Source organism: Pannonibacter sp. XCT-53 (assembly GCF_009915765.1).
In the GTDB taxonomy this organism is placed as follows: Bacteria; Pseudomonadota; Alphaproteobacteria; order Rhizobiales; family Stappiaceae; genus Pannonibacter; species Pannonibacter tanglangensis.
Genome location: NZ_JAABLQ010000001.1, coordinates 2,336,558 through 2,361,099, shown reverse-complemented (window position 1 = coordinate 2,361,099; position 24,542 = coordinate 2,336,558). Strand labels below are relative to the sequence as shown.

General features: G+C 67.7%; 28 protein-coding genes. 26 read left to right on the top strand and 2 right to left on the bottom strand.

The window, feature by feature from the left end; translation table 11 throughout:
• Positions 1–19: 19 nt before the first annotated feature.
• Both GWI72_RS10500 and GWI72_RS10495 read right to left on the bottom strand, forming a co-directional pair.
• Positions 20–601, bottom strand: coding sequence for a helix-turn-helix domain-containing protein (locus tag GWI72_RS10500; protein ID WP_161708612.1), 582 nt, complete (start codon positions 599–601; stop codon positions 20–22).
• A 266-nt stretch (positions 602–867) separates the two neighbouring features.
• Positions 868–1,386 carry an invasion associated locus B family protein gene (locus GWI72_RS10495; protein ID WP_161708611.1) on the bottom strand — a complete coding sequence of 173 codons (519 nt, stop codon included), beginning with the start codon at positions 1,384–1,386 and terminating at the stop codon, positions 868–870.
• 83 nt (positions 1,387–1,469) lie between these two features.
• Here GWI72_RS10495 and GWI72_RS10490 point away from each other — a divergent pair, with 83 nt between their 5' ends.
• The 26 genes from GWI72_RS10490 to GWI72_RS10365 all read left to right on the top strand — a co-directional run bounded on the left by GWI72_RS10490 (position 1,470) and on the right by GWI72_RS10365 (position 24,542).
• Entirely contained in the window at positions 1,470–1,976 is a 507-nt protein-coding gene (locus GWI72_RS10490; protein ID WP_161708610.1) for a hypothetical protein, read from the top strand.
• On the top strand, positions 1,973–2,845 hold the full coding sequence (locus tag GWI72_RS10485; RefSeq protein ID WP_161708609.1) for a GcrA family cell cycle regulator: 873 nt from the start codon (positions 1,973–1,975) through the stop codon (positions 2,843–2,845). The genes GWI72_RS10490 and GWI72_RS10485 overlap by 4 nt, the downstream gene beginning before the upstream one ends.
• On the top strand, positions 2,838–3,149 hold the full coding sequence (locus tag GWI72_RS10480) for a hypothetical protein (protein WP_161676180.1): 312 nt from the start codon (positions 2,838–2,840) through the stop codon (positions 3,147–3,149). Before GWI72_RS10485 ends, GWI72_RS10480 begins: the two co-directional genes overlap by 8 nt.
• Positions 3,136–3,426 carry a helix-turn-helix domain-containing protein gene (locus tag GWI72_RS10475; protein ID WP_161708608.1) on the top strand — a complete coding sequence of 97 codons (291 nt, stop codon included), beginning with the start codon at positions 3,136–3,138 and terminating at the stop codon, positions 3,424–3,426. Before GWI72_RS10480 ends, GWI72_RS10475 begins: the two co-directional genes overlap by 14 nt.
• Before the next feature lie 3 nt (positions 3,427–3,429).
• A complete protein-coding gene (locus tag GWI72_RS10470; RefSeq protein ID WP_161708607.1) occupies positions 3,430–4,158 on the top strand; it encodes an SAM-dependent DNA methyltransferase in 729 nt (242 codons plus the stop codon).
• Complete coding sequence (locus GWI72_RS10465; protein ID WP_161708606.1) at positions 4,155–5,354, top strand: DNA polymerase III subunit beta family protein; 1,200 nt, start codon at positions 4,155–4,157, stop codon at positions 5,352–5,354. The genes GWI72_RS10470 and GWI72_RS10465 overlap by 4 nt, the downstream gene beginning before the upstream one ends.
• Positions 5,351–6,019 (top strand): hypothetical protein, encoded by a 669-nt coding sequence (locus GWI72_RS10460; RefSeq protein ID WP_161708605.1) that lies wholly within the window; start codon positions 5,351–5,353, stop codon positions 6,017–6,019. Before GWI72_RS10465 ends, GWI72_RS10460 begins: the two co-directional genes overlap by 4 nt.
• Positions 6,016–6,300 carry a hypothetical protein gene (locus GWI72_RS10455; protein WP_161676176.1) on the top strand — a complete coding sequence of 95 codons (285 nt, stop codon included), beginning with the start codon at positions 6,016–6,018 and terminating at the stop codon, positions 6,298–6,300. The genes GWI72_RS10460 and GWI72_RS10455 overlap by 4 nt, the downstream gene beginning before the upstream one ends.
• A complete protein-coding gene (locus GWI72_RS10450) occupies positions 6,300–7,511 on the top strand; it encodes a helix-turn-helix domain-containing protein (protein WP_161708604.1) in 1,212 nt (403 codons plus the stop codon). The genes GWI72_RS10455 and GWI72_RS10450 overlap by 1 nt, the downstream gene beginning before the upstream one ends.
• Positions 7,508–8,110, top strand: coding sequence for a transcription termination/antitermination NusG family protein (locus GWI72_RS10445; RefSeq protein ID WP_161708603.1), 603 nt, complete (start codon positions 7,508–7,510; stop codon positions 8,108–8,110). Before GWI72_RS10450 ends, GWI72_RS10445 begins: the two co-directional genes overlap by 4 nt.
• Before the next feature lie 195 nt (positions 8,111–8,305).
• On the top strand, positions 8,306–8,617 hold the full coding sequence (locus GWI72_RS10440) for an HNH endonuclease signature motif containing protein (RefSeq protein ID WP_161708602.1): 312 nt from the start codon (positions 8,306–8,308) through the stop codon (positions 8,615–8,617).
• 78 nt (positions 8,618–8,695) lie between these two features.
• Positions 8,696–9,181: an AraC family transcriptional regulator gene (locus GWI72_RS10435; RefSeq protein ID WP_161708601.1), complete on the top strand. Its 486-nt coding sequence runs from the start codon at positions 8,696–8,698 to the stop codon at positions 9,179–9,181.
• On the top strand, positions 9,178–10,875 hold the full coding sequence (locus GWI72_RS10430) for a terminase large subunit (RefSeq protein WP_161708600.1): 1,698 nt from the start codon (positions 9,178–9,180) through the stop codon (positions 10,873–10,875). The genes GWI72_RS10435 and GWI72_RS10430 overlap by 4 nt, the downstream gene beginning before the upstream one ends.
• Position 10,876: 1 nt before the next feature.
• Complete coding sequence (locus GWI72_RS10425; RefSeq protein ID WP_161708599.1) at positions 10,877–12,142, top strand: phage portal protein; 1,266 nt, start codon at positions 10,877–10,879, stop codon at positions 12,140–12,142.
• Positions 12,139–12,741, top strand: coding sequence for an HK97 family phage prohead protease (locus tag GWI72_RS10420; RefSeq protein WP_161708598.1), 603 nt, complete (start codon positions 12,139–12,141; stop codon positions 12,739–12,741). Before GWI72_RS10425 ends, GWI72_RS10420 begins: the two co-directional genes overlap by 4 nt.
• Positions 12,742–12,772: 31 nt before the next feature.
• Positions 12,773–14,038 (top strand): phage major capsid protein, encoded by a 1,266-nt coding sequence (locus GWI72_RS10415; protein WP_161708597.1) that lies wholly within the window; start codon positions 12,773–12,775, stop codon positions 14,036–14,038.
• A gap of 64 nt (positions 14,039–14,102) precedes the next feature.
• The gene (locus tag GWI72_RS10410) at positions 14,103–14,318 is read left to right on the top strand and encodes a hypothetical protein (RefSeq protein WP_161708596.1); all 216 of its coding nucleotides are present in this window, start codon (positions 14,103–14,105) and stop codon (positions 14,316–14,318) included.
• Positions 14,318–14,884 (top strand): head-tail connector protein, encoded by a 567-nt coding sequence (locus GWI72_RS10405; protein ID WP_161708595.1) that lies wholly within the window; start codon positions 14,318–14,320, stop codon positions 14,882–14,884. The genes GWI72_RS10410 and GWI72_RS10405 overlap by 1 nt, the downstream gene beginning before the upstream one ends.
• On the top strand, positions 14,866–15,198 hold the full coding sequence (locus GWI72_RS10400) for a head-tail adaptor protein (protein ID WP_161708594.1): 333 nt from the start codon (positions 14,866–14,868) through the stop codon (positions 15,196–15,198). Before GWI72_RS10405 ends, GWI72_RS10400 begins: the two co-directional genes overlap by 19 nt.
• Positions 15,195–15,626: an HK97 gp10 family phage protein gene (locus GWI72_RS10395; RefSeq protein ID WP_161708593.1), complete on the top strand. Its 432-nt coding sequence runs from the start codon at positions 15,195–15,197 to the stop codon at positions 15,624–15,626. The genes GWI72_RS10400 and GWI72_RS10395 overlap by 4 nt, the downstream gene beginning before the upstream one ends.
• The gene (locus GWI72_RS10390) at positions 15,623–16,039 is read left to right on the top strand and encodes a DUF3168 domain-containing protein (protein ID WP_161708592.1); all 417 of its coding nucleotides are present in this window, start codon (positions 15,623–15,625) and stop codon (positions 16,037–16,039) included. Before GWI72_RS10395 ends, GWI72_RS10390 begins: the two co-directional genes overlap by 4 nt.
• A gap of 90 nt (positions 16,040–16,129) precedes the next feature.
• Positions 16,130–16,600 (top strand): phage tail tube protein, encoded by a 471-nt coding sequence (locus GWI72_RS10385; protein ID WP_161708591.1) that lies wholly within the window; start codon positions 16,130–16,132, stop codon positions 16,598–16,600.
• Positions 16,601–16,676: 76 nt separating this feature from the next.
• Positions 16,677–17,042, top strand: coding sequence for a gene transfer agent family protein (locus GWI72_RS10380; protein ID WP_161708590.1), 366 nt, complete (start codon positions 16,677–16,679; stop codon positions 17,040–17,042).
• Positions 17,039–17,314, top strand: coding sequence for a hypothetical protein (locus tag GWI72_RS10375; protein ID WP_161708589.1), 276 nt, complete (start codon positions 17,039–17,041; stop codon positions 17,312–17,314). The genes GWI72_RS10380 and GWI72_RS10375 overlap by 4 nt, the downstream gene beginning before the upstream one ends.
• Entirely contained in the window at positions 17,311–23,001 is a 5,691-nt protein-coding gene (locus GWI72_RS10370; protein WP_161708588.1) for a DUF4214 domain-containing protein, read from the top strand. Before GWI72_RS10375 ends, GWI72_RS10370 begins: the two co-directional genes overlap by 4 nt.
• Positions 22,998–24,542, top strand: coding sequence for a hypothetical protein (locus GWI72_RS10365; protein WP_161708587.1), 1,545 nt, complete (start codon positions 22,998–23,000; stop codon positions 24,540–24,542). The genes GWI72_RS10370 and GWI72_RS10365 overlap by 4 nt, the downstream gene beginning before the upstream one ends.

The window sequence follows — 24,542 nt, the reverse complement described above, 5'->3', positions numbered from 1 at the left end:
TCCAAAAGTGGCGCGCCCGTCAATTCGATGCGGCGGGGCGCCGCTGCACGGCTCGCCGACTGAGTTTCCTCAGGCGGACATAGTGCCGGTACACGTCATGCAGGAAATCGCTGTTTTTCGCCAATCCGTTGGCTGATATGGCCTCGTCCTCTGCGGCCATCTGTATGGCGAGGTCGAACAGGCGTTCGTCCTCCGGGTCGTCCTCGGCGTCCGGGCGCGGGACGATCACGCTCTTGGTGATGTCGGGCAGCAATGGCGGCTCCAGGTCGAGCACATACGCGATGCGCAAAAGTTCCTCTGCGTTCATCTCGCGTTCCAAGCGGATGATTTTGCTGATCTTGGACGGCTCCATACGGACTGCGCGAGCAAGGTCGGCCTGCGTCATCGCGCGCCGCCCCAGCCCTTCAGCGAGCCAATTGGCGAGGATCTGTCGAGTCATAGGCAGATTGAACACGCGGAAAACGCTTCTGTCTCTGTCTAAAATCGCTTGACTTTCTTCAAGCGATTTTCGCATGATCTCGCCATGCACCATGAGCCTGCCTCCACTGTCATCGCCCACTTGGGTGGCACTAATGCGGTCGCCGAGATGCTCGGCATCCATCAAACGCGGGTCGCTGCCTGGCGTCGGTCGCGCTGCGCTGGCGGGACAGGCGGGGCGATCCCAAGCCGGCACCTGTTTGATGTCTGGCTCGAGCTGGTCCGGCGCGGCTGCGCGCTGCCGCTGGAGGCGGTCCTGTTCGGGCCTGAGCAGATGGCGCTGATCGCGTCGGCCCGAGCGACTGCGGTGTGTGGATCATCGCGGGGCGACGCAGGCGCGTCATCCCGCAACTCAGAGGAGATTGCGGGATGAGGGGCGGAGCGATCAGGTCACGGCTTGCAGGGGGTCAACGCGAGGGCGTCGGCCAAGCCATTCAGCTCGAATGTAAAAGTTTGCTGTCCAGCGATGGTGTTGAGGCGGGCGCGGGCCAGCTGACCAGCGGTCATCTGCTTCGTAAGTGCCTTAACGGCTTTGCCGCGAATGACGGCGGCTGTCCCCGGCGCTCCCTGATATGGCAAGGTCAGAGCCTTTGCGGCGTCAATGCGGAGCGTCAGTTCGTAAGGCGCAAAGACATATGTGCCAGGCGCCACCAAGAGCATCAGTTCCTCGTTCCGGCAGAAGAAGGACAGGCTGGGCCATGTGTCTGTGGCTCCGGCGTTAGGAACATAGGTCATCAGCGTCCAGTTAATCGCGTCCGTCATCTCATCAATATCGCGGCCCACGTGCCATTCGCCGCACTGAAAACGTCTGCCTTCAGATGTTTCTGTGCAGGCCTCTGCCGCGTTCGCTTGCGTGGCCGCAATGGCGGCCAGCGTTGCGACCATGAAACCAAAGCGTATTCCCGTCATCCCCAGCACCTCCCGGTTTGCCTGCGTGCAGATGATCACGCACGCGCGCGGGAGTCGAGTCCCTGTGCCGCAGGAGGCCGCCCATGAAACTGCCGAGACCATCGAACGAGCACCAGCGCGCGGCGCTGAAACGGGCGTCGGCGCATCAGGTGCGCTGTGCCGGCGGGCAGGAGGCGGCGGCGGCTCTGACGCGTGTGGGCCGCCAGACCGTGCAGACCTACTGCTCGGCGGCGCCCGACCATGCCGATGTCTACATGCCGCTCGACGTCATGCTCGACCTGACGCTCGATGCGGTGGCGCGGGATGAGCCGCCGCTGCTGCTGCGCGAGATCTGCGCCCTGGCCGGCGGGGCCTATGTGGCCGGGCCGGCGGCGGCCGGCGTGGCGACGGACTGGGGCCGGCTGCTGGCGGCAATTGCCGGCCAGCACGGCGAGGCCGTGGCGGCCGTGTGCCAGGCGCTGGCCGATGACGGGCAGGTGAGTGCCGACGAGGTGCGCGCGCTCAACATCCGCGAGCTGCTGAGCCGGGTGATCGAGAGCCTGACGGCGATGCGCACCCGGGCGGACGAGCTGATGGAGCGCGACGCATGACCCCGTGGCGCAGCCTGACGACCGAGCAGAAACGCGAGGCCGTGCGGCCGCTGGCGGCCGAGGGCCTGACCTACCGGCAGATGGCGGCGCGTCTGGCGCCGCTTTACGGCGCGCTGCGGGTGACGCAGGTGCAGGGCGCGTGCCGGCTGGCCGGGCTGCTGCGCCCGCGCCGCGACGATGTGGACGCGGGCGCCGGGGCGCAGGCCAGCGGCGACAGCTGGCGGGCGCTGCCGCCCCAGACCAAAAAACGCCTGCTCGAGCCGCTGGCGGAACAGGGCCTGACGGCGGCGCAGATTGCCGATGCGCTGACGGCGCAGTGGGGGGCCGTCACGCGGTTTGCCGTGATCGGCGCCTGTCGCCGGCTCGGCGTCGTGCTGACGCAGCCGCGCGGCGCTGCTCCCGGCGCGACATCGGGAACGACCTCGGCAACGACCTCGGGCGAGGCCGGGGGCGCGGGCGCGGCGGCGGATGCCGGTGCCTGCCCGCAGCCGCAGCAGCCCGGGCCGCGCCCTGTGCGCCGGTCGAGCCTGAGCAACCTGATGACGGCGGCGCGCGTGACGCTGGCCCCGAGCCATGCGGAGCGGGCCGGCATGCCGGCGGACGAGCGGCGGGCGCTGGCGCTCGCCTCCTGCCGGGAGGCGGGGCCGATCCGGCTGCAGGCCCTGACTGCCGAGACCTGCCGGTGGCCGCTGACAGCGGATGACGGATCAACGGTTTATTGCGGCGCCGAGCGGGCGCACGGGGCGTTCTGCGCGGGGCACGGGTCGATCGCGTACTGCCCGTCGCCGGCGGACAAGGCCCGGCTGGCGCGGCTGCAGCGTCAGGCTGCGCGGCGCAAGGCGGCGCGGGTGGAGGTGGAGCATGACTGACGCCCGGGCCTTTCACGCGGATTTCGCGCCGTTCGGGGCGCGGAGCCTCCTGACGCTGTTTGTCAGCGCCCAGGCGGTGCACCGGGCGCGGGCGCTCGGCCGGGCGATGCTGACGCCTGCCGATGTGGCGGGGCTCGCCGGCTGCCGGGTGGCGGCGGCGCGGGACGTGATGTCCGGCGCGCGGCGGCGGGTGGAGGCCGATGACCTCGACCGGCTGGCCGGGTTCTGCGGGCTCACCTACGGCGATTTTCAGGAGCGGGCGCGGCACTGGTCGCAGGGAGGGGCGGGCGATGTGGCGGCTTGACCGGGTTGCCTTCGGGCAGGCGCTGGCGGACGGGCGGGCGCGGTGGCGGATGACCCTGCGCGAGGTGGAGGCTGCGACCGGCGTGTCGCGGTCGACCATCAGCCGGGCTGAGCGGGGCAGCGCGGATGCGTTCCAGAGCGCCCAGAACGTGCTGGTGCTGTGCTGGTTCTACCGGCTCGACCCGATGTCGTTTCTGGTCGAGGGCGAGGCTGATTGCGACGGGGATGCCGGGTTTCACGTGCATCCCCCCGTGAGACAAACGTTATCCGGAGGTTAACCGATGGGGGCGGTGCGGAAAGCGCGGCCGGCGGCGGCGCGGGCGGTGATGGCCTCGCGGGTCGAGCCGCGCGGCTCGGATGATTTTTTCCCGACGCCGCCCTGGGCGACCCGGGCGCTCTGTGCCGAGGTGCTGGGGCTGGCCCCCGGCGCGGCGCTGTCCGTCTGGGAGCCCGCCTGCGGCGAGGGCCACATGGCCGTGCCGCTCGCCGACTATTTCGCCGAGGTGGTGGCGTCTGACCTGCATGACCGGGGGTTCTCGCGGCTGCATGGCTCGGCCTGGGATTTCCTGACGCTGCTGCCGCAGGATCAATTCGCGCCCGGGCGGTTCGACTGGATCATCACCAATCCGCCGTACGGGGATCTGCCGCAGCAGTTTGTCGAGCGGGCGTTCCTGCACCGGCCGCGCGTGGGGGTGGCCGTTTTCGTTCCGCTGCGCTGGCTGGAGACGATTGCCCGGGCGGTGGAGCTGTTCATCCCGTTCCCGCCGCATGTGGTGGCGGTGTTTGCCGAGCGTGTTGCCCTGACGCGGGGCGGCTGGGACCCGGATGCCGGGACGGCCACGGCCTATTGCTGGGTTGTCTGGCGGACGGACGGGGCGGCGGCGCGGCCCCTGCAATGGATCGCGCCGGGCGCGGCCCGCCGGCACAGCCGGGCTGTTGACCTGACACTGGTGCGGGCGCGCTGCCCGCAGGACGCGGCCGGGCCGCTGTTTGAGGAGATCGAGGCATGATGCGGATTGTGACGACGGCGGGGCAGCTGCGGGCGGCGCTCAATCTGGTGGCGCCTGTGGTGTCGCGAGCCGGTGCGGCGCCGGTGCTGACCTGCGTGCTCATTCGTGGCGCTACTGTGACCGCGACGGATCTCACGGTCGAGGCGCGTGCCGAGTTTGATGCGTCGCAGGCCGATGGGGCGGGCGTCGTGCAGATCCAGCCGCTCAGGCGTCTGCTGTGCACCATGGATCGTGGTCAGGTGATTACGCTGTCGCGGGAGACCCACCTGGTGGCGGTGACGCTCGAGCATGGTCGGGGGCGGGTGGTGCTGCCGGGCATTGATGTCGCCGAATGGCCCCACATGGATTTTGCGTATGGCGGGCTGTCGCGGCAGGCCGACGAGCAGCTCGCGAGGGCGGTCGCGCGATGTCTTCCGTTCGTTTCGGCCGAGAAAACCCGTTACTACCTGAACACTGTCCTGCTCGCCGAGGGCGTTGCGGTGGCAACGGACGGCTGGCGCCTGGCCGTCGAGCCCACCGGGTTTCACAGTGACGGGGCGCTCGCCACGCTGCTGTTGCCGATTTCGGCGGCGCAGCGGGTCGCGGCGCTGCGCGGCGGGGTCGACGTTGTCGCTGGCGAGGGTGGCCATGTGCGTTTCGTCGTGCCGGGGCTGACCGTCACGGTCAAGCTGGTTGATGCGGAGTATCCCAACTGGCGACGCGTGGTGCCTGCCGATCCCGCTCCTCACCTGCAGGTGACGCTCAACGTTGACGAGACGCGCCGGGCGTTGGCGCGCTGCACGGCGACCGCCTCGCGGCACCTGCCGCCGGCCGTCTGCCTGTTGATGTCGCGCCACGGTGTCGTGATGTCGGTCGATCAGCCGGGCGGAGCAGAGGAGCTGCTGCGTTCCGCATCCGTGCATATGCGCGGGATCGAGGGCGATGAGGTGGGGCTGGTTGCGGTCAATTCGATGCTCCTCGACGGGGTGCTGCGGCGATGGGCGCCTGACCGCGTGGTTCGGATCGAGCAGGGCAATTTTGCCCGCATTGACGACCGGGAGATCGTTGTCGGGGCTCCGCTCGTGTTTCGGGCGGCGTCTGACAGCGGCAATTGTCGCGGACTGACCGTGTTCATGCCCATGGCGGGTGGCGTTGCCATTGACCGGTGCGAGGCGTTGCGGGTCGTGGAGCGGTGCAGGGGGCTCGTGGCGGCATGAGCGGTTTCAAACCTCTCGACGTTCTGGTCGCGTGCGAGTGCTCGGGCACGGTGCGGGAGGCGTTTCTGGCCGAGGGCCACAACGCGTACTCGGTCGATCTCAAGCCGTGCGAGCGGCGGTCGAACCGGCATATTCAGGGCGATGCGCGGGATTATCTCGACCACGGCTGGGACATGCTGATCGTCGCGCACCCGCCCTGCACGCGGCTGTGCAACAGCGGGGTGCGGTGGCTGTCGGTGCCGCCCGCAGGGCGAACACTTGACGAGATGTGGCGGGACCTGCGCGAGGGCGCGGAGCTGTTTTCGGCGTTTCTCAATGCGCCGATCCGGCATCGGGCAATCGAAAATCCCGTAATGCATCGGCATGCGAAGGCTTTGATCCGCGATTTTCGCCGGCACAGCCAGTCCGTCCAGCCCTGGCAATTCGGCGACGATCCGGACGGACCGGACAATGAGAAAAAACGCACGTGCCTGTGGCTGATCGACCTGCCGCCGCTGGTGCCGACCGGCACGCTGGACGGGACAACCGCGCGCGACAGTGTGCACCGGGCTCCGCCCTCGGCGCAGCGCGCGGCGGACCGCAGCCGGTTTTTCCCTGGGCTGGCGAAGGCGATGGCGCGCCAGTGGGGCGCCTATGCCATGTCGGCGCGCGAGGTGGCGGCATGAGCGAGGTGGCGTTGTCACGGCTGGAGGCGGCCTCGGCGCGGCTCGGGGCCGACCGGGTGTCGCGGGAGGTGCTGCGCTATCTCTGCGCGCGGCATGAGCCCGGCGCGCGGCTGCGGCTCAACACGGCGCTGATGGCGCGCGACCTCGGCCATCCGACGCCCTATGTGGCGCTCGCGCTCGTGCGGCTCTCGGCCCTGCGGCTGATCGACCAGCGGGCGCTGCCGGGGCTGCCCTATCAACTATCCGAGTTTTCCCTGTTGTTCCTGGAGGAGGCGGACTGATGTCCATCCTGTTGATGTCCCGTATTTTCAAGGCTCCGCTGGGCGGTGCCTCGCGCAAATTGCTGGCTCTCCGGCTCGCCGACTATGCCGACGATGATGGTCGCGGCATCTGGCCGACCGTGGCAACGCTGGCGGCGCAGACCGAGCTGTCCGAGCGCACCGTGCAGCGGCTGCTCGCCGATTTCGTCGAGGAGGGTTTACTCGTGGTTGTGGCCGAGGCCTCCGGGCGGCGCGGTCAGGCGACGCGGTACGACATGGTGCCGGAGGCAATCGGGCGCCCGGCGGCGGCCTCTGACGGGTGTCATGGTGTCACGGGTGACACGGTGTCACCCGTTTCCACGGGTGACATGGACGACGCCACGGGTGACACCAGCGACGCTGACGGGTGTCACCATGTCACCCGAACCATAAAGGAACCATCAATAACCGTAATTGAGAGAGAGCGCGCGAGCGGGAACGCGGATGGCGCCACCGATGGCGCGGTGCGTGCCGAGACGATGCGAGCCCGGATGAGGCGGGTGCACCGGGACTGGCCGACGTTTGCAACCGACAGCGAGGTTGCGGCCGAGCGAGCCTGGGTTGCACTGACCGACGACGAGCGCGAGGCGGCGGCGGCGGGGCTGGCGGCCTATGTGGCCGAGACGCGGCGGACCGGGCGGACCAAATTCTGCTCGTTCTCGACCTATCTCGCGGAGCGGCGCTGGGAGCGGGTGACGGCGGGTGCGGCCTCGGCTGCGGTGTCCACCCATGCGGCTCCGGCCTGGGGCAAGGCCTGGGCGGCGGCGCGGTTTGCGGCGCTGGCGGCGGACCCGGACCCGCGCTGCAACATGGCGCCGACGCGGATGCAGCAGCAGATGATCGCAGCCGGGACGCTGTCGGCGGACGAGGTGCGGCGCGCGAAACTGGCGGCGGGTGGCTGGCCCCGCGTCAACACGCTGGACGACAACGCGCTCAACCGGGCGCGCGGCACGACGGTTGACGCGGCGGTGCTGGCGCTGGCCGAGCGCACCGAGCAGGTGCACCGCGGTTCGGCCCTGTGGCGGGCGTGGGCCGAGCTGCACAGCCAGCGCGGCTGGCCGTGGTTTGCCGATGCGGGCCGCTGTGCCGAGTGGGTCTATTTCCCGGCGCGTGAGGCCGGTGCGGGCGAGACCGTCGCGGATGTCGCGGCGGCGGCAGATGCGTTTCTCGAGATCGTCAGGGGGCGGGCATGACACGGTCGATGACACCGGCAAACTACGCGATGGTCCAGCAGCTCGAGCTGATGATGCGGCTGGTGCGGCATGTGCCGCTGGAATGGGTGGTAGCGTGGTGCAACCCGCGCTGCGAACAGCGGGCGGCCTCGGCCCTGGGTGACAGGGGTGTGCTGACCTATCTGCCCGTGGTGGCGGAGCGAAGGCAGACCGGGCGCGACAAACGGTGGGTGGACACCTATCGCCCGATGATGGTGCGCTACCTGTTCGTGGGGCTCGATGTGGCCGGCGGCGAGACGGTTGACATGGTGCGGGCTGCGGACGGCGTCGAGGGTCTGCTGTCTGTGGAGCGCGGCGGGCCGGCCGTGCGCGTGCCGGTGCGCGATCTCACGCGGGTGATTGCCACCTCCATTGCCTCGTTCAGGGGGCGGGAGATCGAGGTTGGCCACAGGTTCCGGCTCGGCGATGTGGTGCTCGTTGTGGATGGGCCATTTGCCGGGCAACAGGTTGTTGTCAAAGGCATTGCGGCGGGCGGTGACGCCGTGCGGGCGGATGTTTCGGCGTTCGGCGGCGAGATTGCGGCAACGCTGCCTGTTGACAGCCTCAAGGCCTCGGCGTAACTCTGCGAACAGGACAACCTGCCGGATCCCACGGGGCTGCGCGCAAGAGGCGCGATCCACAGACCGACCGTGGCGGCGGACCCAGCCAGCAACGACACCGGAGCGGTGGAGCTGGCGCGGCGGGTTTCTATTGAGAACAGGATAACGGCAGCAGGCTCGCGGATCGCGGGCCTGTTTTGCGTTTGGGGTCGGACGATGGCCAAGCTGACGATGATGCGCCCGCGCCTCGGCGCGATGCCGAGCAGCGTGCAGGCGATGCCAAAGGTCGCGGCGTCGATCTACCAGTCGGCTGAGTGGCGCAAGTTTGCCGCTGACATCAAGCGCCAGCGCGGCGGGGCTTGCGAGGTCTGTGGCTCGCGAAACCGCGTGATCGCCGACCACATCGTTGAGCTGAAGGACGGCGGCGAGCCATTCAACCCGCAGAATATCCAGCTGCTGTGTCACCCGCATCACCAGGCAAAGACGGCAGCGGCGCGGGCGCGTCGGGCGTCCGGCGTTACGGGCTGAGGGGGAGGGGGTGGGTCAGCCTCTGGCTGGCCGGTCGCGCGATAACCGCTGATCCCCCCATTTGGAGATTTTTTTTCGATGAGCGGGGATTTTGACCTGTTCGGCAACCCGGTCGAGGTGCTCTCCAAGCTACGGGGGCGGCCAAAGCATGAGGCGAGCGCCGAAATAGAGAACAAAATCAAGATGTTGCTTGCGCTCGGATGGAGCAATCAGCGCATTGCGGCCGCTGTCGGGCTGTCGTTGCCGACGCTGCGCAAGAATTATTTTCAGGTGCTCAAGTTGAGGGAGTGTCAGCGGGACCGGATGAACCTCGCCCGGGCCATGAAGCTGTGGGAGCTGGGAACGGCGGGCAACGTTGCGGCGCTCAAGGCCTTCGCGCAGATGCTCGAGCGCAATGATCTTGAGGTGCTGAGTACGCGGATCCGGGATGACCAGCCCGAGGAGGTCGAGGAGGATCGCAGCAAGCTCGGCAAAAAGGTTCGGGCGCAGCTCGAGGCGGAGGATGTCGCCAACGGCAATAGTAGTTGGGGCGATGATCTCGTGTTCAGGACGCCGGTGCAATGACGGCGCGGGGCTGGTCGACGGCATGTCCGGACTGGAAAGACCGGATCATCAACAGGCGTCCCTTGATCCCGGATTTGCCCTTGTTTGATGCCGAGGCAGAGCGGGCGCTGCGCGTGTTCAAGCGGCTGCGCGTTCCGGACATCATCGGTCAGCCGACATATGGCGAGGTCTGCGACGAGTGGGTGTTCGCGCTGGTGCGCGCAATCTTCGGCTCGTTTGATGTCAAAACCCAGCGTCGCATGATCCGAGAGTTCTTCGTTCTGATCCCCAAAAAGAACGGCAAGAGCAGCATAGCGGCTGCAATCATGGTTACAGCGGCCATCCTCAACGTGCGTCCGGAAGCCGAGCTGCTACTGATCGCGCCGACGAAGAAAATTGCCGAGATTGCATTCAAACAGGCGGTCGGAATCATCCGCCTGGACAAGGACCTGAACGACCTGCTGAAACCGCAGAACCACCAAAAGACAATTACGCATCTGGCCTCCAAGGCGGTCATCGCCATCAAGGCGGCCGAGGCGGATGTCATCACCGGGTCCAAGGCGACGTTCATCCTGATCGACGAGACGCACGTGTTCGCCATGAAATCCAAGGCGGCCGAGATCTTTGTCGAGATCCGTGGCTCGCTGGCCTCTCGTCCTGACGGGTTCCTCCTGCAGATCACGACGCAGTCGAAGACGCCGCCGACCGGCGTGTTTCGCGATGAGCTGGATATTGCTCGCAAGGTGCGCGACGGCGATCTGGATCTGCCCTTGCTGCCAGTCCTGTATGAGCTGCCGTTCGAGGTGGCCAATGACAACGGCTGGCGCGATCCGAAGACCTGGGGGATGGTCAACCCGAACCTGAACCGGTCGGTTGATGAGCGCTTCCTGCGCGACGAGTTGACCAAAGCCGAGGCCAAGGGAACAGCGGCGCTGCTGCTGTTTGCCTCACAGCACCTCAATGTCGAGGTTGGCCAGTCGCTCGGCGGTTGGCGCGGGTCGCACTACTGGGCAAAGCAGCGGTTGCCCGAGCTGTCGAGCCTCGATGCATTGCTTGAGATGTCCGAGGTCGTGACGGTCGGCATTGACGGCGGCGGGCTTGACGACCTGCTGGGGGTTTCGGTCCTGGGCCGGCACAAGGTGACCCAGCACTGGCTGTGCTGGAGCCATGCGTTTGCGCAGCGCGACGTGCTCCTGTTGAGGCAGGAGATCGCGCAGGCTCTGCAGGATTTCGAGCGCGACGGTGACCTCACGTTTTGCGACGACGCGACCAGCGATATCGCCGGGGTCGCCGATATCTGCCGCCGTGTTCGGGACAGCGGGTTGCTGCCGGACAAGTATGGCGTCGGGCTCGACCCTATGGGTGTGGCGGCGCTGGTCGACGAGCTGGCGCGCTCCGGCATCGGCGGCGATCTGGTCACGGGTGTATCGCAGGGGTTCCGGCTGTCGTCAGCCGTCTGGGGGCTCGAGCGCAAGCTCAAGGACGGTACGCTCTGGCATGGCGGCCAGGGGCTCCTGTCCTGGTGCGTCGGCAATGCCCGCGCCGAGCAGCGCGGCAATGCGGTGCTGATCACCAAAGAGACCGCAGGCAAGAGCAAAATCGACCCGCTCGTCGCTCTGTTCAATGCAGTCAAGCTCATGGAGGTCGGGCCGTCTGCCGGAGGCGTGGCGGCGACCTCGCCCTGGGATGACCCTGATTTTTCGCTGGTGGCCTGACATGAATTTCTTCGGATATGAGCTGCAGATCAGGCGCGCAACGCGCAGTGCCTCAATCGAGAACCCGTCCGTTCCTGTCAGCTCCGAACGGTTCGTGGAGTTCTTCAGCAACGGCGCCGGGGTCTCGGAAGTCACCATTGAACGTGCGCTGACCGTGCCTGCGGTGCTGTGCGCGGTCCAGTTTATCTCGCGCACGTTGGCCTCGGTCCCGCTGCAGGCGTTCCGCCGGGTCGATGGCGTACAGCAGCGCCTTTCCGGCAAGCTTCAGGTGATCCTTGAGGAGAACCCGAACCCGGAAATGGATATCACGAAATTCCTGCGGCACTTCTGGCAGCAGGTCATGACGGGCGGCCGGGCCTTTGCTTGGATCGAGCGCAACGGCGCATCCATCGAGGCAATCTGGCCGATGGACCCGACCCGAGTGCAGGTTGAGCGGCGCGGGTTCAAGTTGTTCTATACGTTCGACGGGCGGACCTATCCGGCGTCGGATGTCATTGACATTGCGTTCATGGACCGCGCCGACTTTGTGCGGCATTACGGGCCAATCGGACGAGGGGCTGACACCATCGCCCTGTCACTGGCCATGACCGTTTATGGCAAGCAGTTCTTCGCAGGCGGCGGCGTGCCGCCGCTTGCCGTCACCGGGCCGATGCCGGCAAACGCGGACGCCATGCGGCGTGCCATGGATGATATCTCGCGAGCCATTGCTGCTGCGCGGGCAAGCGGGCGTCCGCTGTTCAATCTGCCGCCTGGCTATGAAATCAAACAAATCGGCTTCGACCCAGAAAAGGGTCAGATGACGGACTCCAATGTTTTCCAGGTGCAGCAGATCGCGCGCCTGTACCAGCTGCCTCCGAACTTCCTGCATGACCTTTCGCGAGCGACGTTTTCAAACGTCGAGCAGAACGATCTGCATCTGGTCAAGCATTTGATCCATCAGTGGTGCAAGGCGCTTGAGGGTGAGCTGAACCTCAAACTTTTTGGCCGAATGAACGGCAGGCGGTATGTGCGCCATGACCTCGACGGATTGATGCGCGGCGATTTCCGCAGCCGCATTGAAGGCCTCGCGCGGGCGGTTCAGGGGTCGATCTACACGCCGAACGAGGCGCGCGAGCGCGAGGGGCTGCCGCCGTCCAATGCGCCTACGGCCGACGAGCTGCATATGCAGGGCGCAACCGTTCCGCTGGGCACCGAGCAAGTTGCCCGCGCTGAGGCGTCCCCAAGTGACGGCGTTGACCAAGCCACTGACGAAGGGGGTCTTGAATGAGCGATGATCGCGAGCGCCGCAGCTTCCTCCGGCCGCTTGAGGTGCGGGCAGATCAAGGCGCAATGACGCTCACCGGATATGCGGCGGTGTTCGGGCAGGCAACTGACCTCGGCCCGTTTCGCGAGCAGATTGCGCCGGGAGCGTTCAGCGACACTCTGCGCCGCTCGGATGTCCGGGCGCTCTTCAACCATGACGCAAGCAAGGTGCTTGGCCGCGTGTCTGCCGGGACATTGCGTCTGACCGAGGATGCGACTGGGCTCTCGGCTGAGATCGATCTGCCCGACACGACCGATGGCCGTGACGTCCGCGAGCTGGTGCGCCGTGGGGATGTGTCCGGCATGTCGTTCGGGTTCCGTGTGTTGAGCGACCGTTGGGATTTCACGGATGACGACGCGTTCCGCACTATCGAAGCAGTAGAGCTGTACGAGGTCTCGGCTGTGACCTTTCCGGCCTATGACGGGACGAGCATTGCGCTGCGCTCCCGCGACCAGGCGCTGCGCGAGCGCCGGACTCAGAACTTCAATGCGGCGCGGCTGCGGCTGCGTCTCAAGACCGACCTGGACCTGATGGTCCGGAGTAAAGCCTCGACTGGCGTCTGAGGCCCAATACCCCGACAACAGGAGACTACCGATGAGTAAGATTAAGGAGCTGCGCGAGAAGCAGGCTCGCCTGGTCGCCGAAGCCCGGTCCCGGCTTGATGAAATCACCGACCAGACCACGGAAGAACGTGCCAAGGAGCTGGAGGCGCAGCACGACGCCGCCATGCAGGAGCATGACAGGCTCGAGCAGCTCATCGAACGCGAGGAGCGGCTGGCGAAGGTGGAGGAGCGGCACCGTGAGCATCGGCAGCGCGAGCGTCCGGTTTCGGGTGGTTCGGGCGGCGGCGTTGATGAGCCCGGCGCCGAAGTGTCGTATCGGCACGCGTTTGCGCGAATGATCTGCGGTGCCGAAGTGCAGCACATGTCGGATGAGGAGCGGGCGGTCCTGCGCGCGCACACGGCCTCGTTCGAGACGCGCCAGCAGCTGGCAAGTGTTGCGGCTGCCGGCGGGTACACGGTCCCGACCGAGCTGCTCAACGAGATCATCAAGACGCTCAAGGCCTGGGGACCGATGTATGATGACGGGCTCTGCACGGTCATGCAGACCTCGAGCGGCAATCCGCAGACCCTGCCCACGGTCGATGACACTGACAAGAGCGCCGACGAGCATGCAGAGGGCTCTGCTCTGGCCGACGACAACAGCGGCGATGTCGTGTTCGGTCAGCGCGCGCTGTCTGCGTATTCCTTCGATACGCCGTTCATCAAGTGGAGCTGGGAACTCGACCAGGACAGCATTTTCAGCATGGAAGCTCTGCTGGGCGAGCTGCTGGGCGAGCGCCTCGGGCGGCTTGCTAACCGCCGCTTGACCACTGGCACCGGTACGAACGCGCCGCAGGGCATCGTCACCGGTTCCTCGCTCGGTGTAACCGGGGCGACCGTCAGCGGCATCTCGTTTGACAACGTGATGGAGCTGGAACATTCGGTCAACCGGGCTTATCGCAGGTCGCCGAAGTGCACCTACATGTTCAACGACAAAACCTTCCTGGCTGTCCGCAAGCTGAAGGACGGCGAGGGCAATTACCTCTGGCAGAAGGGCGACGTTACCAGGGGGGCGCCGGATCTGTTCAACAACTACCGCTACGCCATCAATGATGACATGGACGATCTCGGGCCAAACCGGATCCCGATGATCTTCGGGGACTTCGCCAAGTACTATGTCCGCAAGGTCGGTCAGCCGATCATTGGCGTGCTGCGCGAGCGGTTCTGGCCGGCGGTTGGCATCGCTGGTCTGATCCGTTTCGACGGCCGCGTCGCGGACCCGTCGGCGATCAAGCATTTCCGCAACGCGGCGTCCTGAGGTCCGTTTGCCAAGGCCGGTGCCGCATCCGTGGCGCCGGCTCTTCAAACTGATGGAGAAGACCATGCCGACAGAAATTCGCATGCTGACCAGTGTTTCCGGTGTCGATTTCACGGTTGCATCGGGTGACGTGACAGACCGGTTCTCGGATGCCGAGGCCGAGCGCCTGATCGCGCAAGGCGAGGCCGAGCGTGTTGGCAAGAAGCGGGCAAGGGCGTCCGGGGCGGGTTCGGAACCGGCTGGCGCGGAGAGCCAGGCTGAATACGCCGGAGGTGCGTGATGTGGCGCGAGCCGACAGTCGTCACGCCGGCGACCGGGTCTGTGATCGAGCTGAGTGCCATCAAGTCGCGGTTGCGCATTGTCGGTGACCATGAGGATGCTGTCCTGATCGAGATCCGCGAAGAAGTCATCGCCGAGGCGCAGTCCTATACTGGGCTGTTCCTGACGCGTGAGACGGTGCGGCTCGATTGCGACGGTTGGGGCGACTTGCGCCTCCTGCCTGTCGCGCCAGTCCTCCAGGACGCGGCAGCAGTGGTTCGCTACCGCGATGCGGCCGGGCAGATCGTGGCGCTGGCGGGAGACGCATATCGCGTTGGCGGCAAAGCGCTTGATGCGCGGATCGAGCCTGTGCCTGGCGCTGTGTGGCCAGCTGCGTATGGTCTGGTGCGCGTTGAGGTCGAGGTGGGCTGGCCGGTGCTGCCGTACGATGTCCGGTCGGCCCTCATGCAGCGGATTGCTGACAGGTTCGAGCGCCGCGAAACGGCGCCTGTGGCCAGTTTCAGTGACTGGGACCAGCTGCTGGTCAACTATCGTTTCGGGGGCGGGGCATGGACGCGGGGCGCCTGAAGGATTTGGTCTCGTTCGAGCGGGACAGTTTCATAGAGGATGGTGTCGGCGGCGGTGTACGCGATTGGGCTGTGCTGGGTCAGCGCCCTGCATGGGTGATCTACACGCGTGGCGTTGAGGTAACTGAGGCCGGGCGTATCAACACGAAAGTGACTGGCAAGGTGCTGGTGCGCGTCGATCCTCTTTCGAGTGATTTGACGACAACGGATCGCGTAGTCGTCGATGGCCAGCCTGCGCAGATCAGGTCGATCATCAATCGGGATCGTGAGCGCCGCTATCTCGAGATCGGGTTCGAGATCGGGGCAGCCACATGACCAGATCGCAGATCAATGGCGTTAGCCGGGTGCGGGCGGCCGTGCGGGGGATGCCCGGGCGGGTGCGGGTGGCGGTGGCGCGGGAGATCGAGGCCGGCGCGCAGGATGTGCTCGACACGATGCGCGGGCTGGTGCCGGTGCGCACGGGTGATCTCGCGGCTGCGCTGAGTGCCCGGGTCGATGGCGACGGCTTACGTGCGCGGATCGGGCTCCTGTCGCGGACGGCCGCGCGCGAGCAGTTCTACTGGCAATTCATCGAGTTCGGCACCAAGGGCGCGCCAGAGCGCAGCATCCCGCCGATGCCGGCGAGCCCGTTCATGGGGCCGGCGCTGGATCTCAACGCGCCGGGCATCGCGGCGCGGATCGGCCGGGCGACCGGCGGCGTGCTGTCCGCCGGGGCAGCGCTCAAATCGCGGGCGAGAAAATGACAACCGAGGTCAATCGCTGGGTCTACCAGCGGCTCACGGCAGCGCTCTCGGCGGTGCCGCCGCTGCCGGCTGTGCCGGTGTTCGATGTGGCGCGGCCCGGCCAGGCTCTGCCCTATGTGCAGATCAGCCGGGTTGTCGCGGCGAGGCAGGATCGGCTGACGGACCTGTCCCGGCGCTGGCTGGTGGTGTTGTCGGTCTGGTCGGCCTACAGCGGGCAGGCCGAGTGCCTGCGGATCATGGGGCGCATCCGGACCGGGCTGCACCGGCGGCGCGGTGACCTCGCCGACGACAGCGGCAACCTCTCGGGCCGCGTGGTGCGCTGCACCGTGCTGACCGAGGCAACGAGCGCGGAGCCGGACGGGCTCACGTACATGGGGCAGGTGAGCCTCGAGATCCTGACCGAGCAACTCTGACGCATGCGGCATTGCCGCTGACCGATCCTCCGGATGGAGGGTTCTGCCGCCCGCGAGGCGGCTTTTTCATGTCCACAGGAGACCTAGACAATGCCCGTACAGACTGGCGCGGGGACGCGCATTTCCATCGGCCCGACCACGGCCGCAGCCACGCCGACCGCGTATGCGGCACTGACGCCCTGGACCGAGATCGGCGAGGTCGAGGACCTCGGCGAGTTCGGGGACAATGTCGGCCTTGCCAATTTCACGGCGCTGAGCAATCGGCGCGTCCGCAAATTCAAGACCAGTTATGATGCTGGCGAACTGCAGCTGACGCTGGGTCGTGATCCGCTGGACGCCGGCCAGGTGGCGCTGGCGGCAGCTGTGGCGGCCGATGCCGACTACGCGATCCGGATCGAGCTGGACGACAAGCCGACGCCGACCGGCAAAAACACGATTTTCTATTTTCACGCGGCGGTGACCAAACTGACGACGCAGGTCGGCAATGCCGACGCCATCGTCAAGGGCAGCGTGACCATGGCGATCAACACGCCGGTTCTGGTCGTCCCGGCTGCCGTCTGACGGTCGGCAGCCAACTGGCCGGCGGCGAGGGTGCCGCCGGTCCTTTTCCTTGAGCCACATAACAGGAGCAAATCCAATGACCGACCGTCTGTCCTCGGGCGAGGTGAGCATTACTCTCGGCGGGCGCGAGCGCGTGCTGCGCCCGACGCTCGATGCCGCGCGCAAGATCAATGCCAAATTCGGCGGCTTTACTCAGGTCTACCAGCAGTTCGTGCAGCAGGACTTCGCCGCGCTGACCTATGTCCTGGCGGCCGGGCTCAACGCAAAGCGGTTGCAGGAGACGATTGACGAGATCGAGCCGCAGGTGTTCGCCGGAGGTCTGTTCACCGGGTATGGCGAGGCCGCCATCAAGTTCCTGCGCAACCTGACCGCAGGCGGGCGTGACGCTGATGCGGTGGCCGAGACCGAGGAGCCGGATGACGGCGATGCCGACCCGGAGTGAGGGCGGCCGCGTTCGCCGAGTACCTTGACCGGCTGTTCGACCTCGGCACCGGTCACCTCGGCTGGACGGCGGCCGAAACGCTCGACACCAACCTCGACCATATCCGCCGGGCGGCAGACGCCCGGCATGAGCTGATCTCGTCGGTGCTCAAGGCGGTGTTCCCGCCAGCGCCGACGCCGCCCGGCGGCGACGGGGTGGCTGGCAAACTCATGCGGTTTGCCAGCTCGCACAACGGGATGATCGCGGCGCGGGCCGCATCGGAGACGACATGACCGGTGAATCTGATCGCTCTATGGAGGTGGTGCTCGCGGCGGATATCGCCGGGTTTGAGCGCGAGCTGCGCCGGGCGGATGCCGAGATCAGTGCGTTTTCCCGGCGCGCGCAGCGCGGGCTGGGTCAGCTCGATCAGACGATGGGCAATTTCAACCGGACCTCGTCGGCCGCCGCGCGGACCTGGGCGGCCAACGTCCGGGCGATTGACCAGCAGTCGCAGGCGCTCGCAGGTCTGCGCGGCGCGCTGGCCGGGGCGTCGGCTGCCATGGCGACGCTCGGCTCGGTGCAGCTGATCAATGGCGTCGTCCAGACCTCGGCGTCGTTTGAAAAGCTGCGGGCCTCGCTCAAAACGGTCACCGGATCGGCAGCGGCCGGGGCGGCGGCGTTCGAGGATATCAAGCGGTTTGCCGGGCAGACGCCGTTCTCGGTTGCGCAGGCGACCGAGGCATTTATCAAGCTCAAGGCCCTCGGGCTCGAGCCGTCGATGGCGGCGATGGAGAGCTATGGCAACACGGCCTCTGCCATGGGCAAAGACCTGCTGCAGTGGGTCGAGGCCATCGCGGATGCCACATCCGGTGAGTTCGAGCGGCTCAAAGAGTTTGGGGTCCGGGCCAGCCGCTCCGGCGATGAGGTGGCGTTTACGTTCCGGGGCGTGACGACGACGGTGCGCAACAGCGCGGACGAGGTCGAGCGCTATCTGCGGCAGATCGGCACGGACACGTTTGCCGGCGCCATGCGCGAGCAGATGCAGGGGCTCAACGGGGCTTTGTCTCAGCTCGATGACCAGATCCAGCTGACGGCCGATGCCATCGGACGCGGCGGGCTGTCCCAGGCGATTGCCAATCTGGCCAATGATGCAGCGTCGGCGCTGGAGGAAAGCCGGGCTTCGTTCGAGGGGTTTGGCGGGGCGCTGGGATCGGCGCTCGAGGGCGCGGCGGGAGCGATGGTGCCGCTCGCGCGCAATGCGGATCTGGCCGCAATCGCGCTGGCGGCGGTCTTCGCGGGGCGGACACTTGCGAGTGTAGTTGATTACACCCGCGCGACGCAGGCGGCGATCAAGGCGTCCCGAGACAACGCCGCGACCGCGCTAGACGATGCGCGGGCGCAGGGCGTCAATGCGGTGGCGACGCTCAAGGCAGCGCAGGCGCGGCGTGAGCTGGCGCTGACGAACGGGGCAAGCGCTTCGGCGCTGGCACGGCTCGACAAGGATGTCGTCGCGGCGGGGAAATCTGTTGACAATGCGACGGCCAGCATGGCGCGCTGGTCGGACGAGCTGGCGCAAAGCACGGTGCGGGCGCGGGCGGCCAATGCGACGATGTCGGCGCTGCGCGGCACGCTGGCGTTTTTCGGCGGACCGATCGGTCTCGGCATTACCGCCATCACGGCGGGGGTGGCGATCTGGGCGACGCGGATGAGCGACGCGGAGCGTGCGACCGAGGCGCTTGAAACCGCAGTGCACCGGCTGCGCAAGGCCTATGGCCAGACGGGCGCAGAGATCGACAAGGTCGCCCAGGCCTCGCGCGACATGGCGGCATTCCAGGTTGGCGAGGCGCTGAAGGAACAGCGCAGCCAGCTGGAGGCGGCCAAGGCGGAGCTGGATGCGGCGCTCGATGTCTGGCGGACGGCGATGGGCCGAAAGGCCGACAGGCGGGTGCAGCTCGGGATCGACGATCCGCTCAACGAATTTCTCAAACAGGGCGGCGCGCTGCGTCAGCTCGCCGATGATTTTGACCAGGGGCGGATCGGGATTGACCAGTTCCGGGACGCGCTGGCGCGGCTCGGCTCGGAAAACAGCGGCAATGCGGCGCTCGTCGCGCTGGTCGAGCAGGCGCTGCGCACGACGACGCAGGTCGCCGATCTGGAGCGCAGTGTCCGCGACGGCGAGGCGGCGCTCAACTCGGTGCGGGGCGCGGCTGGTGGAGCCGGGGCGTCGATTGCCGGGGCGGGCAATGCGGCGGCGGGTGCGGCGGGGCAGTTTGCCGGGGCGGCTGCGGCGGTCGACACCTATGCCGCCTCGATGCGGGCGCTGTCGGCGGCGCTGCCCGGGATGCAGGCGGCCATTGGTGCGCAGGAGAAGCTGGCGAAGCTGCGCGAAGAGCTGAACAAGGGGCTTGAGGCGGCGGCGTTCATGCCGGACGCGCTCAGTGCCAGCCAGGCCTTGATGGATCGCTTCATAGAGCAGGAGCGCGAGATCACGGGTGTGGCCGAGGCGACGCGCGAGCTGCAGCGCATCGAACAGGACACGCATATCGACGCGCTGCCGGCCAAGGAGCGAGCTGCAGCGCAGATCCGGCGGCAGTATGAGGAGCGCGAGGAGAGCATCCGGGCGCTCATCAAGTCGGGCGCGAAACAAGCCGAGGTTGACGAGCTGCTGGCCAAAAACAGCCGGGCGCTCGAGCGTGCGCTCGGCAACAGTGCGGCGGCGTTCGAGGCGAGCGGTCGCAGGGCGGGCGGCTCCGGCAAGCGGGTGGCTGAGGCGGCGAAATCCGTTGATGACTATCGCCGGATTGTGGAGCGGACGGCGCAGCAGGAGATGCCCTGGCTGCGCGCGGCCGAGGAGGCGCAGGAGCTGCGCGAGGCGCTGGCTGCGCTGATTGCCACGGGCGAGGATCTGCCGCCCGAGTATGTGATTGCGGTACGCACGCGGATCGCGGAGCTGGAGCAGGGCGGCTCGATTGCCGACCTCGGCGCCGGCATGGGCCGTGATTTCGGCGACGCGTTTTCGTCCGGGTTCGGGGATGTGTTCCGCGACCTGATGGAGGGCGGGTTCGACTCGTTCGACGAGCTGCTCGACCGGGTGACCAGCCGGTTCGCGGATATCGGTTATCAGAGCATCGACCGGCTGTTCTCGGGCGATGCATTCCGCGACATGGGCTCGGCGCTGACGGGCTCGCCGGGGGCGGTGCTGAGCGATGCCGTCGAGGCCGGGGCCATGCGCGGCACGCGCACCGGATCGGCGGCGGGTGTCATCGGGGCGCTGACGCAGGGCGGGGCGGCCGGGCTGATGTCGGCTGGCGGTCAGGCGCTTGGCGGGGCGCTTGGCGCGTTTTCCATGGGCTATCAGTCCGGCTCGCCGCTGATGGGCGGGCTGAGCGGTGCGCTGTCCGGCCTGTCGACGGGCCTCGCATTCGGGCCGGTCGGCGGGGCGATTGGGGCGCTGCTCGGCGGCGGGCTCGGGCTTTTCGGCGGCATCCTCGGCGGCAATGCGCAGGCGCGGCAAAAGCGGCTCGCGGCACAGCGCGAGCTGGCGACCTCGATGGGCGCCATCAACCAGTTCAAGCAGCTGTCGGCGGGCCGGGGTATCGGCGAGTTCCGGGACGGATTTACCGAGTATTCGGACCAGTCGGTCAAATACCAGATCCTTGCGCGCGATGCGGGCAACAAGGGGCTGCAGCGGGAGCTGGAGCAGCTGCACAGCCAGTATTTCGCGCTTCTGGAAAAGACGTTCCGGAAAGAGCGCGATGTAGCTCTGAGCAATCTGAATCTCGGGTTTGGCTTCGACACGGCGTTTTTCGATGCGGTCGACAATATGGAGCAGGCGCGCGACCAGCTGACCGGCTGGGTCGATGACGCACGTTACATGTTCGACCGGCTGCGGGACTATGGCAACGATCTCGATCCGGATGCGGTCAACACCTACATCTCCGAAATGGAGCATGCGGCGCAGCGCTATGCGATCTCGCTGGTGACCGGCGTCGAGCCGATGAGCGATGTCGCCGAGCGGATCAACGAGATCAGGGGCGCGGCGGTCGGCCTCGAGGAGACACTGATCCGGCTGGCGATGTCGGCGGACGAGGCTGCGGCCTCGGTGGACCAGGCGGTCAAAACGGCGATGGACAAGCTGCGCGGCGAGTTCGCCGACGAGATCCGGCGCTCGATCAATGACCTCACGGACAGGGGTTACATCAACCAGCTCAATGATGCGGTCAAAACGCTCGGCGAGCGGCTGGCGGATACCAGGCTCCTCGGCCTCGACAGCGCGCTGGCGCTCGAGGAGTTCGACGCGGCGATTGCCTCGATCACCAAGGGGGCGTCGGACAGCCTGCCGGCGGCGGAGCGGGCCGAGGTCTATCGCAATGCGCTCAAGGCCGTCTCCTCGGCGAGCGGCGAGGCGGCCGGGGTTGTGGACGGGCTGCTCAAGCGGGCGCTGGAAAGCCTGACCGAGGCGGCGGCAGACGCTGCAACACAGCTGGGCGAGGGCGCGCGCGGGCTTTATGCCGGTATCCGGGGCAGCATCTCCGGGGCCATGGGGATCGGCTATTACAGCGAGATCGAGGAGGCGCTGACGCTCTACAACGAGCGGCTGAAAACGGCGGCGGATCTGGGGTTTGAGGCAACCGGGGCGCTGCGGGCGCTGGAGCTGTCGCTCGGCCAGATCGCGGCGACCTCGGGCCTGACCGAGGCACAGCTCGAGGCGCTGGCCGAGGTGTTTCCGGCGATCTCCGACACGCTGCGCGGGCTGATCGGGGCGGGTGGATCGAACCAGGTGGCGGATGCCCGCTCGGCGGCAGACCAGGCGCGGGCGGCGCTGCGGGCGGCCTATGAGGCCGAGCGGTCGGAGCTGGAACAGACCATCTCGACGCTCAGTGGATTTGCCGAGCAGATCAGGGCATTCCGCACGCAGCTGCGGCTGGATGCGCAGCTGTCGCCGCTGTCGCCGCTGGAAAAACTGCAGGAGGCGGCGCGGGTCTATCAGGAGACGCTGGCCAAGGTCGGCCAGGGCGACAAGGATGCGCTCGGCCGGCTGGAGCAGGTCAGTCGCGATTACCTCAACGAGGCCCGGGCCTATTACGGCTCGACCGAGGCCTACACCACAATCTGGCAGTCGGTTGACCAGCAACTGGCGGCAGCGCTGGCGAGTGCCGAAACGCAGGTCTCGGCGGCCGAGCAACAGCTGGCGGCGCTCAAAACGCAGGTCGGCGCGCTGATTGATATCAATGACAGCGTGCTGTCGGTCGGGGCGGCGATTACGGGGCTCAATGCGGCGATGGCGGCGCTGGCGAGTGCCGAGGGGGCGCAGGCGGCGGCGATCCGCGAGCTGGCGGCGATGCAGGCCGCGCAGAATACCGCGACGATCCAGGCGCTGTATCAATCGCTGCTCGGGCGGCAGGCGGATGCGGGCGGGCTGGCCGGCTGGCAGCAACATTTGGCCGGCGGTGGCTCGATCAAGGACGTGGCTTCGGGCATCGCCAACTCGCGCGAGGCGGCGATCCGCAATCTCTACCTGTCGGTGCTGGGCCGCGAGCCGGACAGCGCAGGTCTTGCCGGCTGGCTCGACTATCTCGCCAAGGGCGGCGACATGGCCGGCGTGCAGGCGGGCATCGTCAATTCGCCGGAGGCAGCGCGGCTGCGGTTGCCGGGGATGGCGGCGGGTGGCCTCGTCAGTGGCGGGGTTGCCGGCGTCGACAGCGTGCCGCGCATGCTGATGCCGGGCGAGTTCGTGATGCCGGTGCTGGCGACGCGCAACTATGCCAGCGAGCTGGCGCAGATGCGGGCCGGGACCTATCAGGCCAATGACAACTCGGGCGCGGTGGCGGCCGAGATCCGGGGGCTGCGGCAGGATGTGGACCGGCTGGCCGGGGTCGTGGCGGCCGGGGCGAGGGCCAATGTCGACGCGGTGCAGGAGACGACGCGGGCGGTGCAGGATCAGCAGCGACTGGCGGGCATGGGCAGGGCGGCGCGGTGAGCGAGTATCTGATCACGCTGGACGCCTGGTCCGGTCCCCTCGCCGGGGGCGGTCTCGTCACCCGCTACCTGTCGACGCATGGCCGGGCGAGCGGGCCTGCCGAGGTGCCGGCCAACACGCTCTATGAGCCACGGATCTCCGATCCCGGATTTATCGAGGCGAGCCTGTTCGGGGCGGGGCGGACATTCGGCGCGGGGTCGGTGACGGCGGGCGAGGTGGTGCTGTCCAATGCCGATGGCGCGCTGGACGGCTGGCTCGATGACGGGTTTGACGGGCGCGCGATCCGGATTGACCGGATCGCCGATCCGCGTCTCGGGCTCGCGATGGCGGAGCGGCTCTTTACCGGCACGATGGAGGCGGTGGACGCGACGAGCGACGCGCTCACCAGCCTGCGGCTGCGGCTCTATGACCGGCGTGTCGATCTCGACCAGCCGATCCAGGCTGCGCGCTACGGCGGCACGACGGCGGCGGCTGGGGCGAGCGCGGACGGCGGGCCGGATCTGCGGGGCAAGGTCAAGCCGTTGGTGTTCGGGCGCGTGCTCAAGGCGCCGGCGGTCTCGGTCAACCCGCATAATCTCATCTATCAGGTGCATGACGGGGCGGTGTCCTCGATCAGCGTCTATGACGCGGGCGTGCCGCTCACCGATGACGGCGACGTGGCGAGCCTCGCCGCGCTGGCGGCGGCGGTGATCCCTGGCGGGCGCTATCGCACGTGCCGGGCGCTCGGCCTGTTCCGCCTGGGGGCTGCGCCGTATCGCACGGTGACGGCAGATGTGACCGAGGGTGGGGCGCTGGCGGATCGCTCGGCGGCGCGCGTGGTCGAGCGGATGCTCATCCGCATGGGGCTCGGCGCGTCGGTGGACGCGGTGTCGGTCGCGGCGCTGGCGGCGGCAGCGCCTGGCGAGGTCGGAATTTTCATTGGCGACGAGCGGTCGGGGCTCGCTGCGATGCAGGACGTGCTGGCGAGCGTCGGCGGCTGGCTGCTGACCGCGCCGACCGGGGCAATTCAGGTCGGGCGCCTGGCGGCGCCCGGTGTGCCGGTGATGGAGATCGGCGAGGGGCAGATCGAGGCGCGCTCGCTGCGGCTGCTGCGGGTCAGCGATCCGGGCGAGGGGTTGCCGGCGTGGCGGGTGGTGCTGCGGCACCGGCGGCAATGGCACCAGTACCAGGCGGGCGACGTGGCCGAGATGCTGCCGGCGGACGTGCGGGCGGATCTCGCGCGCGATGCGCTGGACGTGATTGCGGAGGCGCCTGCCGTGCGCAGCCGGCATCCGCTGGCGCCGGAGCTGACAATTGACACGCTGCTGACAGATGGGACGGCGGCGGCGGCCGAGGCGGCGCGGCGGCTGGCGCTCTACAGCGTGCGGCGCGATCTGGTGGCGGTCGACGTGCCGGCGGAGGTGGCAGGTGCCGCGCGGCTGGGGGCGAGCGTGCGGCTGACGTTGTCGCGCCTCGGATACCAGGCCGGGCGCGCCATGGTGGTGATCGGCCGGCGCGACCAGTGGCGCGACGGGCTCGTGACATTGACGCTGTGGGGCTGA